Here is a 13,856-nt window from a genome sequence, read left to right on the forward strand (position 1 = left end):
ACCGCCGACGGTCAGCCGATCTGACGCAGCAGCGCCAGCGCGTCGGCCATGTCGGGATCGATGTAGATCTCCGTCGTCTTGAGCGTGCCGTGTCCAAGCAGCTTCTGCGCGGCGAGCTCGCCGGCCCGGCCGTGTTCGCGGGCCATCATCGTCGCGAAGTTGTGGCGCAGCTGCCCCGGCGTGAAGCGTTGCTGCTTTCGCCAGGTGAGCAGCTCGGCCCAGCGTTTCACACCCAGTCGCTTGCGCCACTCGGCGCGGCGTTCCCAACGCATCATCTTCTTGCGGCCGGTGGCGAGCACCTGCCGCCGCGCCAGCTTCGCCGGCGGTTGATGCATCGCATCGCAGGCCCGTTCGACCTGGTCGCGATAGAGTTCGCCGCTCGTCCATCGCCACAGCGTGTCGGGCGCTGCCATCCCGGGCAACGTCGATGCATCGATCCGCCGGATCCAGTCCTTGACGATGCGCTGCGCAATCGGCCCGAGGAAGATCTGCCGGAGCTTGCCGTGATGTTGTGTCTTGTGCTCCGCCGGCTGATAGATCATCCAGTCGTCCAGCTCGTGCAGCTCCGAGCGTCGCATCTCCGCCAGCTCGCTCGTCCGCATGCCGGTATGCAGGTGCAGGTCGATCATCGTCGCCAGTTCGAACGCCTCGGCCGTGGCCTGCTCCGCCAGGTGCGCTTGCAGCCCGGTGAGCAGGTGCTCCGGTGCGGAGCTGACCGGCTTGCGATCGGGCGCGGTCGTGCGTCCCTGTTTCAGCGGCTCGACCAGCTTCAGGTCGGCCACCGTCTCGGCCGACAACCAGCGGCGCGGCGGCTTCGCCGCCCAGGCGAAGATGCGGCGGATCCGATGCAGCCGCTTGTTGATTTCCTTGCGAGCCAGGCCGCTCGCTTCCATCCAGTCGCGGCAGACGTAGAGCAGCTCGGCGCAGAAGTCCGCCGGCTGCAGCTCCGCGATCTGCGGTGGTCGCTCGGTCTCCGGCAGCTGGCCCGACTCGACCAGCGCCAACGTCTCCGGATCCGTCGAGGCCAGCCGCAGCGACTTCGCCGCCTGGCGTTGCTGATCCGCTTCGCGGGTCGATCGACGTCCCCCGTCGCGGGTTTCCTTCTGGTAGTACTCGTCCGCTTCGGCGAAGTAGCGGTCGAGCATCGCGTCGATGGTGGGTGGCGCCTGGGTCCGTCGTTGCCATCGGCGCGGTGCAGGTTGGGCAGGGATGCTGCTCAAGATCGGTCACTCCCCCCGGGGTGGTCGCCCCGGTGTTCGGTTGGGCCTCCGATGCTCGTGTTGTCCGTTCGTCCGTGTACATCCCTGAATCGGCTCAAAAAGTCCGCACGCACAGCCGCCTAACAGAAGCCAGGCCTCTCGCGAGGATGAGGGGTGGCGACCGTGCGTACGGAACCTTGGCGACTTGCGTCGCGTCGGCGTTGGGTTGTGTGTCAGGTTGCGGGTGATGGTCCGCGCCCTGACTTCTGTTGGAAACCAGCATGCGCGAAGATTTCGCCCGGGTCAACTGAAAAGTTGGCGACGGGAGGCCTGCGAGGGGTTTTCCACAAACCGTCAATCGGGGATTGTTAGGAAGTCGCAGCCGGGGCGGGGCCGGGTCGGGCGATGAGGGGAACGCGAACGCGCAACCGTCGGTCTCCTGAACCGAAGGGTTCAGATTCGCGCGCAGCAAAAAGGCCCGCGAGCCATCACGCACGCGGGCCTAAGTCGTTTCATCGTCACAGATTCAGGCAACAGAAGTCAGGGACAGATACGCCCGATCTGCGACGAGTCGCGGCCCATATGTCCGCGAATGCACCTGGCACGATTCGAACGTGCAACCTTCGGTTCCGTAGACCGATGCTCTATCCAATTGAGCTACAGGTGCGTCGGCAAAACGGTGCTTGCCATCAAGCCTGAATAGGATAGCGTTGCTCGCCACGCGGGGCAAACGAGGGGCGGGGGGGCATAGCGGCTGGAGTGGGCTCCCTTGGGGCGGTCAGGCTTGGGGTTGGGGGCGGAGGGTGGCGGTCATTTCGTGGGCTTCGCTGGGGGCGAGGGTGATGGCGTTGTCTGCGACGTTGCCGGACTCGATGCAGACGAAGCCGGGCCAGTCGTCGTCGCCGAGGTCGGGGAGTTTGAGCGACTTGTCGGTCCAGGGGTTCCAGACGATGGTGCTGTTGGCGTTGTGCTTTTCGATGACGATGTTTCGTTTGTAGCCGGGGTCGTGGAGCGTGCAGTGGCCGGGGTGGTTGATGTAGACGCGATCGGTTTCGCCTTCGAAGCGGAGGGGCGGGTTGGCCTGGGTGAGGCGTTCGGCGTTGCGGGTTTTGTCGATGTAGCTGAGGCCGGCGAGGCCGGTGATTTCGATGTCGTGGATTTTGCTGATGGTGAAGTAGGTGTGCAATGCCTGCTCGAACTGGGCGGGCTGGTTGGTGGTGTTTTCCGTGCGGAGCTGCATTTGCAGCTCCTGGCCGACGGTGATGGTGAAGGTGAGGCGGAAGGGGGCGATGTCGCGGGTGAGTGTGAGTTGGACGCGTTGGTCGGGAAGTTTGGTGGCTTGGGTGAGTTGCCAGGCGGCGAGGCGGGCTTGGCCGTGCGGTGGTGCGGTGGGGTCGTGCTGGTTCGGGCCGAACCATGGGAAGCAGATGGGGATGCCGCCGCGGATGGGCTTGTCGGGGTGGATGTTGGATTTCGGGCTCATGAACAGGACGGGCTTATCGCCGGTGGGCTGGTACTCGGCGATGTGAGCGCCGTGGAGGTAGATGACGGCGGTGGCGGCGTCGGCGGTGATGACAGCGCGGGGCATGCCCTGGCCGGGGTCTTCGAAGCGGAGGGTTTCGGGGATGCCGAACTGTTCGTTTAACGATTGGGCGGTGGCGTTTTTTGTCATGGATTGATTGTAACGGGGGTGGGGAGTGGGAGACGCCCCCGGCGTGACGCCGGGGGCTTCGAAGCCGGGGGGGAGGCGGCGGGTTTGGGGAAATGGGTAATGCAGCTTCGGGCCGGCGTTGCTACATTGGTGTCACGGCTGTGTACGAATTGAAATGTCCATCTTGCGGCCAGGTGTTGCGTGCAGCGTTCGTGCGAGCGGGGGCGGTGACGGATTGTGCGCGCTGTGCCCATCGGTATCGGATCAAGGATTCGCAGATCGCGCGGAAGGTGTTGGCCACGCCGGGCGGGGGCGAAGCGGGGGGCGGTCAGGGCACGCTGCTGCCGGGGGCGAAGGAGCTGGCGTCGATGGCGGGCGCGCGGCTGCGGGTGGACGATGATGGGAACGTGATCGGCTTGTCGGGGCTGTCGGAGATGATGCGTCACGAGGGGGTGGGCACGCCTCGTCGTCGCTCTGCAGACGACGCACCGCCGCCGCCTGGTCGACCTGCTCGGACGCCGCTGCCGACGGCGACGACTCGACTGACGGGTCCGCGGTCGCTTTACATGATTGCGTGCACGCTTTGCCTGGGGCTGGTGGTGGTGGGGGTGGCGTTGTGGCATGCGAGCTCGGTGGCGCCCGGGCGCGCGGGGGCCGGGGCGGGGCAGGCGGACTTGCCGATGATCATGGCGGTTCGGCTGTCGCATGAGCCTTGGGAGCGGCCTGGCGAGCCCTATGACCGGTCGCAGCAGGCCGGCCGAGCTGCGGACGGCGTGCGATTGATTGATACGAATCTGGGGATGCCGATCAACGGTCAGCCGATGCTCAGTGCGTCGGTGGTGACCTCGCGGCCGGACGTTGTGTCGCGGGCGCGGGTGCATGTGTCGTTGATCGATCAGACGGGGATGGAGGTCGCACGGACGCGGGCGGACGTGGCGATGATCGCGCGTGATCAGCGGTATCGGCTGCTGCTGCCCGTGCCGACGGACCTGACGCAGTCGTGGCTGGATTTGCGTGTGTCGTCGCGGGTGGAAGTGCTCGATTCGGTTGAAGACGGCAGGCTGATGGAAGGCGCGGTGGCGATGCCGATGACCAACGCGTCGGTGCGTGGGCTTCGGCTGCTGGCGGCGAACACGGAAACGGTGTCGATGCGACGGACGCTGTTTCTGATCACCGCGATGGACGAAGGGGGGTATCCGATCATGCGTTGGCGGGCGATGTGGAATCGGCCATCCGCGCCGGATCAGCCGATTGAATGTCAGATCATCATCCCGACGCTGCCCGACACGCCGGTGGATCGTTGGGACGTGCAGATGGTGGGTCAGCCGATGCGGCCTGAGCGTGACGCCGAGCATGAGGCCGCCGAGGGGTCGGAGCCTTGATTCGACAACGCGGTTTCGCGCTTGCGACATTCCGCCGTCATGCTTTCGCCGCGTTTGTCGAGTATGCGGGCCGAACGCGCGGGCCAAGGCCCGCGGCTAAATGGGGTCGCCGGATTGGAACCGGGTTGTCGTGTTAGAGATGGGCTACACTTGTCGGTCGCCATATTGGGCGTGAGCGGTGCGTAGCGGGTATAACCTGCGGGGCCCGCAGGCCATGGCAAGGGGGCGATAGCGCACACTGTTTTATGATGATGAAAGCTCCCGCGAGGGAGCACGAACCCGCTGGCGCGTTCGTCTGTCGCTGTCTCGGCGACGTTCGGGGCACGACCGGCCGCGACCGACCTGCCCATGTTTTTTCCCATCCGCACCGATCGCCGACTCAAGCGTACGCCGTGGGTGAACTACACCCTCATCGCGGTGAACGTGTTGATCTTCGTCGGCGGGTTTCAGCAGATGGGGCAGTTCTGGCTTTGGCCCGGCGAGCCGCGCCTCTGGCAGTTCATCACCTACCAGTTTTTGCACGTGAACCTGTGGCACCTGCTGGGGAACATGGTGTTTTTGTGGGTGTTCGGCAACTCGGTGGAGGATCGGCTCGGCCGAGTGGGGTACCTGTGCTTTTACCTGGCGGGCGGCGTAATGGCGGGGCTGGGGCATGCCTGGACCGAGCCGGCGCCGGTGCTGGGGGCGTCGGGCGCGGTGGCGGCGGTGACGGGGGCGTACCTTGTGTTGTTCCCGCTGACGAATGTGACGATCGTCTTTTGGATGATCATCATTTATGCCTTTGAAGTGTCGGGCATGGTGCTGATTCTGTTCCGCGTGATCACGGACGTGGTGTTTTACTTTCTGGACTTCGGCAACGTGGCGTATGTGTCGCACTTGGCGGGCTATGCGTTCGGGTTTGTGGTGGCGTTGGGGCTGCTGGTGGGGCGGGTCGTGCCGCGCGAGCCTTACGACCTGCTGTCGTTCATCGAGCAGCGGCGTCGACGGTCGGAGTTTCGTCGGCTGACGCGGAGCGGGTATCAGCCCTGGGAGGGAGCCAGCGGCGGCGAGGGCGATCGCGCGGACGCGGCGCTGACGCCCGAAGCAAAGGCGAACCAGCAGCAGATCTTCGAGCTTCGCCGGGATGTGACGCAGGCGCTGGCGGTGCATGATCTGCCGGAGGCGGCCCGGCTGTACCGCGATCTGCTCGGCATCGAATCGCATCAGGTGCTCAACGAGCAGCCGCAGCTTGACGTCGCCAATCAGCTCATGGCCGAGGGCCGTTACGCCACCGCCGCCGCCGCTTATGAGCTGTTTCTCAAGCATTACCCGGGCTACAGCCATCGCGAGCAGATTCAGTTGATTTTGGGGCTGATCTATGCCCGCTATCTGCACCAGCCCGACCGCGCTCGCGAGTTGCTGTCTACCGCGGCCCGTCGGCTCAGCGGCAGCGACCAGCAGCTCGCCCGGCAGGTGCTCGATGAGGTTGAATGATGCGGGTTGTCCCGGGGGCTTTCTCACTCCTGCCAGCCAAACTTTTGACGCCGAACCCACCCTGCCAGCCGATACAATGAGGGACATGGTGCGCGTTCGCCCTGTCCTGAAGTTGTTGTTTGTTTTTACGGGCGGGTTCGAGGGATGCGGCTGGACCAGCTTATCGCCGACTTGACGGTGCGCGTTGCTCGGGGCGACGCGCGGCGCGACGTCCGCGACCTGACCGACGACTCTCGACAGGCGTCGCCTGACTGTTTGTTCATCGCGCGGACGGGTGCGGACGCGGACGGCCGATCGTTTATCCTCGACGCGATCGCCCGCGGCGCGACCGCCGTCCTCGCCGAGTCGCCGCTGCCCGATGACCTGCCCGAGCATGTCACCCTGCTGAGCGCCGATCAGGTCGATCAACGGCTGGCCGGCCTCCTCGCCAGCCGACTGTTCGGCCAGCCACACGAGAAGCTGCGCCTGATCGGCATCACGGGCACGAACGGGAAGACGACGACCGCCTGGATCGTCCGCCATCTGCTCGAATCCGCCGGCCTGCGATGCGGACTCATCGGCACGGTCGCGGTCGACGTGGGCGAAGTTTCGCGTTCCGAGTTTCGAGTTTCGAGTTCAGATGACGCTCCAGCCACGACGACGGCCGCGCCCCCCAACTCGAAACTCAAAACTCCAAACTCGGAACTTCCCCAAAACACCACCCCCGGTGCGATTGAGTTTGTTCGTCTGCTGTCGCGGATGGTGGCAAACGGTTGCCAGGCTGCCGTGGCGGAGGTGTCTTCGCATGCGCTGCATCAGGGCCGGGCCGACGCGCTGCGGTTTGATGCGGTGGTGTTCACCAACCTCTCGGGCGATCACCTGGACTATCACCAGACGATGGCAGCGTACGCCGAGGCGAAGGCTCACTTGTTCACGTTGCTCAAGCCGATCGGCAGAGCGATTGTGAACGCGGACGATCAATATGCCGAGGCGATGCTGGCAGCAGCGCCCGAGGGCGCTCGCGTGGTGCGTTGCAGTCGGCTGGAAACGGGGTCAGCCGGCGACAGTGCCGACATCGTGTCGGATGTGCAGCGCGTCGGCGCGACGGTGTTGCACGCCTCGGCCGAGGGCAGCGATGCACGCTTCGACGGGCCCTGGGGTTCGATGCAGGTGATGCTCCCGCTGGTGGGTCCGCACAACGTGATGAACACGTTGCAAGCCATCGCCGCCGCCCACGCGGTCTGCGATCTCGGCAGCACGCTTCGCCAGGCACTGACCACCTGCCCGCCCGTGCCGGGTCGGCTTGAGAAAGTTCCGAGTTCCGAGTTTCGAGTTTCGAGTTCAGATGATGCACCCGTATCGACCACGGGTACGCCTCCCAACTCGAAACTTCCCACCGTTCTCGTCGATTATGCTCACACGCACGACGCGCTGGACAACGTGTTGCGTGCGCTGCGGCCGTTGACGAAGGGTCGGCTGATCGTGCTCTTCGGCTGCGGCGGAGATCGCGATCGCACGAAGCGGCCGAAGATGGCGCGGGTTGCGCAGCAGTGGGCCGACGTGATTTTCGTCACGTCTGACAACCCGCGCACGGAAGATCCGCAAAGTATCATCGACGACATCACCGAAGGCTTTACCTCTTCCCCCGAGGCAGCGCGGCTTAAGCCGCGATGCCCTGCCCCCGAAACCACACCCGCAAGCATTCCCACAATCCACATCGAGCCCGACCGCGCTCGCGCGATCCGCGCTGCGATCGACGCCGGCGGTGCGGATGACACGGTCTTGCTTGCGGGCAAGGGCCATGAGGATTACCAGATCCTCGGCAAGGACAAACATCATTTTGACGATCGCGAACACGCCGCGGCTGCGCTGGCGCGGTGGCGGTCTGATCGATCGTCGCCCGCGAGTGTTGTTGAAACGTCAACGCCGCCTTGCCAATCGTGATCCGCATGCACACGCCCGCCACCATTCCGCCGCAGCCGCCGTCATCTGATCACGAATCGGACGATGCGCTGGGTATGGCGCGACGTTTCTGGACGCCGCGCCACATCGCCGAGGTGACGGGGGGGCGATGGCTGCGTAAGCCGAGCGATCTCGATCGGCCGTTGGCGGGCTTGTCGATCGACACGCGCACGATCGGTGCGGACGAGGTTTTCCTTGCCATCGTCGGCCCACGGTTCGACGGCCATAACTTCCTCCCCGCCGCCGCCGCCGCGGGGGCTGCGATGGCGATTGTTGAGGAAGTTTCGAGCTCTGATGATGTTGCCGACTCTAAACTTCCCTTACTTCACGTGGACAGCGCGGTTGAGGCGTTGCATCGTCTTGCAGGCGCGTGGCGGGACGTGCTCGCCGCGGCGGGCTGTCGTGTGATCGCGGTCGTCGGCTCGAACGGCAAGACCACGACGCGACATCTGGTGCACACGGCGTTAAATAAGAGCGTGGTTTCTGGTTCCAAGGCAGACGATCAGTCGTCACAACGAGAAACCAGAGACCAGAAAGCAGAAACCGCTGCGCAGCGGCTCGAAGGCACGCAATCGCCGCGCAGTTTCAACAACCATCTGGGGGTGCCGTTGACGCTGCTGGCGGCGCGGGCGGAGCATGATTTTGTGGTCGCGGAGATCGGGACGAATCACCCCGGCGAGATCGCGGCGCTGGCGTCGATCGCTCGGCCGAGCGCGGCGGTGATCACCAGCGTCGGCCGAGAGCATATGGAACACTTCGGCACGCTCGAAGCGGTCGCCCGCGAAGAGGCGGCCGTGCTCGACCACCTCGTCGAGCAGGGGCTCGCCGTGATTGAGGCCGAAGCGATGCAGCGGATCGCTGGCGTTCGCGCGATGCCCGAACATGTGCATGTCGTCCGCTTTGGCGAAGGCGATGACGCGGACGTTCGCTATGAAAACCTGAGCGAAACGCCCGTCGGGCTGCGGTTTGATGTGGTGGGCGATGCGGTGTCGGCGTCGAATCAAACATCAAAGGTCGGCCGGGAGGCGATGACGCTTCCGTTGCTCGGCAGGCATAACGCGAGCAACGCGCTGGCGGCCGTGGTGGTGGGGCGATGGATGGGTGTATCGCTTGATGAGTTGGCGAAGCAGCTTGCGGGCACGTCAGCAGTGCCGGGTCGGCTGGAAGTGCGTCGCGTCGGCCTGCCGACCGCAGCGGTGCTCGTGTTGCACGACGCGTACAACGCCAATCCCGATTCGATGCAAGCCGCGATTCGGACATTGGTCAACGTCCAGGCGACGACTGCCGACACAAACCAGAAACCAAAAACCAAAAACGAGAAACCAAAGGCCGCTGCCCCTCGTCGTATCGCGATTCTGGGTGACATGGCTGAGCTTGGTAAGCATGGCCCGGACGCGCATCGTCAACTGGGGGAGGAACTGGTCAAGCAGGGCGACGCGATCGATCTGGTGTTGCTCGTCGGGCAACTGACGTTGTTCACCGCGGAGGCGTTGTCACGCCGATGGCCTAACGAGCGCGTGCACGTGCTCGGCCCGCTGAACGACGCGGCGGCGCAGCGCATCGCGGACATGCTCAAGCCTGGCGATATCGTGCTGCTCAAAGCGTCGCGCAGCGTAGCGCTCGAACGCGTGCTGCCTGCGATTGAACAGCGGTTTGCAACATGATGCTATTCGTGGCCGATTGCTCGCGCGACGTCGTCGTGGGGGATGGGCTTTCGATTACGATGACGAGAACGAGAACGATACTGTTTTTTGATGATTAATTTCTGAACTCATGCTTTACCTGCTTGTCGATCGCTTTCGTGACTGGATTGAACAGACGCCGCTGCTCAGTGGGCTGCGTGTGTTTCAGTTCGTGGAATTTCGCGCGATCATGGCGGTCATCATCGCGTTCGGCATTGTCGTGCTGCTGGGCAATCGCACGATCCGTTGGCTGCTGACGCAAAAGATCGGCGACAACCCTGAGTTCTATCACAAAGACCTCAACCAGATCATGCGCCAAAAGGCGAACACGCCCACGATGGGCGGCATTCTCATCGCTGGTGCGATCTTCGGGACGACGCTGCTGCTGGCGAACCTTGCGAGCTTTTACGTGGCGATGGCGATGATCTGCCTGGTCTGGCTGTTCCTGATGGGGCTGGTGGATGACTGGCTGAAGCTGACGAGCGCCCGCCGCAAGCCCGGCTCGCGCGAGGGGCTGTATTCGGGCGAGAAGCTGCTGCTGCAGATCGGCCTGGCGGTGGTGCTGGGTTTGTTCACGCATCATCACGGCGGGCAGAAGTTTGAGATCGACGAACGGCCGATGGTCGCGGCGATCGCGAGCGATGACGCGGACGCGATCGCATATCAGCGCGAACAGCAGCAGCGCGATCTTCGGGAAATTCAAGCGATGAGTCGCAGTCTGAACCTGCCGTTCCTCAAGTCGTGGGTGCAGGAGGATGATCGCTGGGTGCCCGCGCCGACGCTGATCGAGCTGGGCGTGTGGAGCTTCGTGCTGCTTACGATTCTTGTCGTGGCGGGCTCGTCGAATGCGGTGAACCTGACCGATGGGATGGACGGCCTGGCGAGCGGGATCATGGTGATTGTCGCGGTGGCGTTCATGATTCTTGCGCTGATCGCCGGCCTGGGCGATGGCTCGCTGGCGAAGTGGCTGCTCGTGCCTTACATCCCGCTGACCGATGAGTTGGCGGTGGTCGCCGGGGCGATGGTCGGGGCGTGCCTGGGCTTTTTATGGTTCAACTGTTCGCCCGCGCAGGTGTTCATGGGCGATACGGGTTCGCTGCCGTTGGGCGGGCTGATTGGCTTCATCGCGATCGCGATTCGGCAGGAGTTTCTGCTGCTGATCATCGGCGGCGTGTTCGTGATGGTCGCGGTGAGCGTGATCCTACAGGTCGGCTACTTCAAGATCTCCGGCGGCAAGCGCATCTTCCGCTGTGCGCCGATCCACCATCACTTCCACCTCGGCGGCTGGACGGAGCAGCAGGTGGTCGTCCGCTTCTGGCTGATGACGGCGCTGCTGGCGGCGATCGCACTGGCGACGATCAAGCTGCGGTGAAGGTTGAAGGCGACCCACGGATGCCATCCGTGGGCTTTGGCGATTCGCGGTGTGAGGATGGGATGGCCTTATCGGCCGCGGCGGGGGGCGCGGTTCTGGTCGCCGCCGTTGCCGCCTGCACCTTCCTGGAAGATCTGGTTCATGTCCTGTGCGGCGGCGAGCACGAGCTCGTTTCGGCCGGTGTCGAGTCGATAGACCAGAAGCATGGCGGAGGAGTTTTCGAGGACGAAGAGGGCTTCCTCTTCGGTGCGTGCGCGGGCAGTGAGGAGGGTGAAGTTTTCGCGGGCGATGACCTGTCCGCCATAGGCCTGGCTGGTGAGGCCGGCGTCGTGGCGGTCGCCGAGCTGGACGACGAGCAGGCCGGCGAGGAGGAAGGCGGAGGCGACGAGGCTGAAGCAGGCGAGTTGGATGCGTGTCATCGGAGGATCTCCGGTTGAAAGTCGGTGGTGGCGGGGCGCGGGTGTGGCGATGGGCTCAGCGGCCGTTCATGACGTCGCGGAGGTCATCGCTGACGCGTCGGCCGTCGATGAAGTTCAGGTCGCCGGTGCGGGAGTCGAAGCGGGCGACGACCATCTGCGAGCTTTGCATTTCGATGATGTAGACGGCGGCCTGGGGCCCGCGGGCCTGCACTTCGCCGGCGATCATGAGGAACTGGCGCGGCCCGGCGAACTGGGCTTCCGCCTGGCTGGGCGAGAACGCCGTGACGACCAGCGCCGCCAGCAGCACGGCATTGATCAGGATCAGCGAGGCCAGAGAGCGTTGGTTCATCGGTGTTACTCCGCAAACGGAAGGTGGACGGCGGGGCGAACAGCAGTATGCCCGCCGGTTGGTTCGGTGTGGATCAGTCCTGATGCGTTCGCCGAGAGCTTAGAAAGCTCACGCTGCCGGCGAGCAGGCAGAGCAGCAGCGACAACACCAGCGGAACCCACTGCTGCGTTTCCGGCGCGGGCGAGACATCGTCTTGCGCCAGGGCCGGGGCGGCTGTGACAGCGAACAGCATCGGAACGGCGAAAAGGAGACGCTTGAGCATGCCTGAATCATAAGCTGCGCAGCAGCGAGTGTAAATGGCCAGACGGCGGGGGGTGGGGGGGGGAAGAAGGGTTTCTGGTTTGTGGTTTCTCGTTTCTGGTTGGTGATTTGTGGTTTTTGGTTGGTGGTGTGTGGTTGGTTGGGGGGGCGGGCAAGGGGAAATTGAATCGTGGAAATCGGCGATTCGGCTTCACTCGGTGCTACGATTCGGGGGAAGGGAGTATGTCATGGCATTTGGTGAGAAAGCCGGCTCGTTCTGGTCGGCGACGAAAGAGGTGTTCGGGCGATTTACGAGCGATCAGCCATTCCAACTCGCGGCGGCGCTGTCGTTTTACCTGCTGCTGTCACTCGCGCCGCTGCTGCTGGTGGTGGTGGGTGTGGCGGGGCTGGTGCTCGGCGAGCAGGCGGCGCGAGGAGAGCTGGTCGAGCAGATTGAAGGCACGGTCGGCACGGAAGGGGCCGAGGCGGTGCAGACCGTGCTTGCCCATGCCGAGCAGATCGGCGGCGGGGCGGTGTCGCTGACGATCGGGCTGGTGACGTTGCTGGTCGGGGCGACCACGGTGTTTGCGCAATTGCAGAACTCGTTGAACCAGATCTGGCGGGTGCAGCCGAGCCCGAAAAAGAGCAACGCGGTGTGGACGTTTATCCGTACACGGCTGCTGGCGCTGGGGGTGGTGGTGATGATCGGTATTTTGCTGCTGGCGTCGCTGATCACGTCGAGCGTGCTGGCAGGGATGCAGGAACAGGTGGATGCCTGGCTGCCGGGGCTGGGGGTAACGTCGCGGGTGTTGGATCTGGTGTTCACGCTGGTGGTGATGACGGTATTGATCGCACTGGTGTTCAAGTTTCTGCCGGACGTGAAGATCGCCTGGCGGGACGTGTGGGTGGGGGCGGCGGTGACGGGTGTGCTGTTCGGGATTGGTAAATTCGCGATTGGCGCGTACCTGGGGCAGGCGGGGATCGGGTCGGCGTACGGGGCGGCGGGATCGCTGGTGGTGCTGCTGGTGTGGGTGTACTACTCGGCGTTAATCCTGTTTTTCGGGGCGGAAATCACGCACGTGTACGCCCGGCGGGTGGGCGCGAACATTCAGCCGGCGGATTATGCGGAGCGGACGGATCGGGCGCCCGGCGAGCCGAGCGGTGAGCGGCGGGGCGATGATGAGAGCGAACCTCGGGCGGCGGCGTGAGGGGTGAGATGGATTACGCATCGAACCTGAGCTGTGTGTATGGGGATGACGCCCACGGATTGAATCCGTGGGCGTCGCTCAAGCGCACGTGAGAGTTATACGGTTTCGAGTTATTCCCAGCGCGTTTTCCCACTCCCTCTCCCTCCCAGGGAGAGGGCTGGGGTGAGGGTGAAACGGCTGCGAAGTTGAGGCCTATCAGCATGCTGTGTCGCGGATGGTGCGGGGGCTTCCGACCCTCACCCTGACCCTCTCCCTGGAAGGGAGAGGGAACCGGACGCGCTGGGATTAACTTCAAGCCGTATTAGGTTCAATTTGTGGGAGGCATGAGGCACTCGGTGACTCATGCGTGGGAGTCGGAGTTGTGGCAGTAGGTTTCGTAATTGGCGTAGATGAGGCCTGCGGCGGTGAGGAGGCAGAGCGTGCCCGCGGCGACGCCGAGCGTCAGAGCGTGGAGGTCGCCGAGCGCGACGTACTGCCGCATCGCAAACAGCGAAACGGCGAAGAGACTGGCAAGCATGATCGCGACGACGAAGCGGGGCGTGCGGACTTGCGGCGGGGTGGGCATAAGCAGTGACTCGTCAATCCTGTGACCGGGGCGAAGACTAACGTATTTTACCCCGCCGACTCGGGGCTGCCCAGTGATTCGGGCAGGGTTTGTACGAACCCGCGGATCTCGTCCCGCACCCGGCGGTCGTGGGGCATGGCCTGCCCACGGCCTGCCCGTCGTCCGCAGCGCGGACGGTGATGATGTTGTCGGAGCTGAATCCGCCCTAACTCATTGTTTTGTCATGGCTCCTCGTGTTCGTCAGATGGCGAAAGATCAGCTGATCTGCGGTTCGTTCTCAAATTCGCGGTTGTGGAGCCGGGCAGGGCTTCAGTCGGCGGGGTGACTGACCGATATTTGCTTCGTCTGCTCGGCGTCAGGGCCAATGCGCTCGAC

The 13,856-nt window shown here is 64.2% G+C and carries 12 protein-coding genes and 1 tRNA gene; 6 read left to right on the top strand and 7 right to left on the bottom strand.

Annotation, left to right across the window (positions count from 1 at the left end; all coding sequences use genetic code 11):
• Positions 1-11: 11 nt before the first annotated feature.
• From ACERK3_09580 to ACERK3_09590, 3 genes are all read right to left on the bottom strand, one after another.
• Positions 12-1,220, bottom strand: a complete 1,209-nt coding sequence (locus ACERK3_09580) for a tyrosine-type recombinase/integrase (protein MFA9478546.1) — start codon at positions 1,218-1,220, stop codon at positions 12-14.
• A 572-nt stretch (positions 1,221-1,792) separates the two neighbouring features.
• A tRNA-Arg gene (locus ACERK3_09585) sits at positions 1,793-1,866 on the bottom strand.
• A 111-nt stretch (positions 1,867-1,977) separates the two neighbouring features.
• Complete coding sequence (locus tag ACERK3_09590; GenBank protein ID MFA9478547.1) at positions 1,978-2,871, bottom strand: D-hexose-6-phosphate mutarotase; 894 nt, start codon at positions 2,869-2,871, stop codon at positions 1,978-1,980.
• 149 nt (positions 2,872-3,020) lie between these two features.
• Between ACERK3_09590 and ACERK3_09595 the strand changes: the two genes are divergently transcribed.
• The 5 genes from ACERK3_09595 (at position 3,021) to mraY (ending at position 10,700) form a co-directional block, all read left to right on the top strand.
• Positions 3,021-4,232 carry a hypothetical protein gene (locus tag ACERK3_09595; GenBank protein MFA9478548.1) on the top strand — a complete coding sequence of 404 codons (1,212 nt, stop codon included), beginning with the start codon at positions 3,021-3,023 and terminating at the stop codon, positions 4,230-4,232.
• Between the two features lie 348 nt (positions 4,233-4,580).
• A complete protein-coding gene (locus ACERK3_09600; GenBank protein ID MFA9478549.1) occupies positions 4,581-5,705 on the top strand; it encodes a rhomboid family intramembrane serine protease in 1,125 nt (374 codons plus the stop codon).
• A 144-nt stretch (positions 5,706-5,849) separates the two neighbouring features.
• Entirely contained in the window at positions 5,850-7,628 is a 1,779-nt protein-coding gene (locus tag ACERK3_09605; GenBank protein MFA9478550.1) for a Mur ligase family protein, read from the top strand.
• A 5-nt stretch (positions 7,629-7,633) separates the two neighbouring features.
• Positions 7,634-9,310 carry a UDP-N-acetylmuramoyl-tripeptide--D-alanyl-D-alanine ligase gene (gene murF / locus ACERK3_09610; GenBank protein MFA9478551.1) on the top strand — a complete coding sequence of 559 codons (1,677 nt, stop codon included), beginning with the start codon at positions 7,634-7,636 and terminating at the stop codon, positions 9,308-9,310.
• Between the two features lie 109 nt (positions 9,311-9,419).
• The gene (gene mraY, locus ACERK3_09615) at positions 9,420-10,700 is read left to right on the top strand and encodes a phospho-N-acetylmuramoyl-pentapeptide-transferase (protein ID MFA9478552.1); all 1,281 of its coding nucleotides are present in this window, start codon (positions 9,420-9,422) and stop codon (positions 10,698-10,700) included.
• Positions 10,701-10,768: 68 nt separating this feature from the next.
• Here the strand turns inward: mraY and ACERK3_09620 are convergent, their stop codons facing one another.
• The 3 genes from ACERK3_09620 to ACERK3_09630 form a co-directional block, all read right to left on the bottom strand.
• A complete protein-coding gene (locus ACERK3_09620) occupies positions 10,769-11,119 on the bottom strand; it encodes a hypothetical protein (protein ID MFA9478553.1) in 351 nt (116 codons plus the stop codon).
• Positions 11,120-11,174: 55 nt separating this feature from the next.
• Entirely contained in the window at positions 11,175-11,468 is a 294-nt protein-coding gene (locus ACERK3_09625; GenBank protein ID MFA9478554.1) for a hypothetical protein, read from the bottom strand.
• A 73-nt stretch (positions 11,469-11,541) separates the two neighbouring features.
• A complete protein-coding gene (locus ACERK3_09630) occupies positions 11,542-11,730 on the bottom strand; it encodes a hypothetical protein (protein MFA9478555.1) in 189 nt (62 codons plus the stop codon).
• Positions 11,731-11,956: 226 nt separating this feature from the next.
• Between ACERK3_09630 and ACERK3_09635 the strand changes: the two genes are divergently transcribed.
• Complete coding sequence (locus tag ACERK3_09635; GenBank protein MFA9478556.1) at positions 11,957-12,916, top strand: YihY/virulence factor BrkB family protein; 960 nt, start codon at positions 11,957-11,959, stop codon at positions 12,914-12,916.
• Between the two features lie 340 nt (positions 12,917-13,256).
• On the opposite strand, the gene ACERK3_09640 is transcribed toward ACERK3_09635, so the two are convergent.
• The gene (locus ACERK3_09640) at positions 13,257-13,481 is read right to left on the bottom strand and encodes a hypothetical protein (protein ID MFA9478557.1); all 225 of its coding nucleotides are present in this window, start codon (positions 13,479-13,481) and stop codon (positions 13,257-13,259) included.
• Positions 13,482-13,856 lie beyond the last annotated feature (375 nt).

This window comes from Phycisphaerales bacterium AB-hyl4 (assembly GCA_041821185.1).
GTDB lineage: Bacteria > Planctomycetota > Phycisphaerae > Phycisphaerales > Phycisphaeraceae > Natronomicrosphaera > Natronomicrosphaera hydrolytica.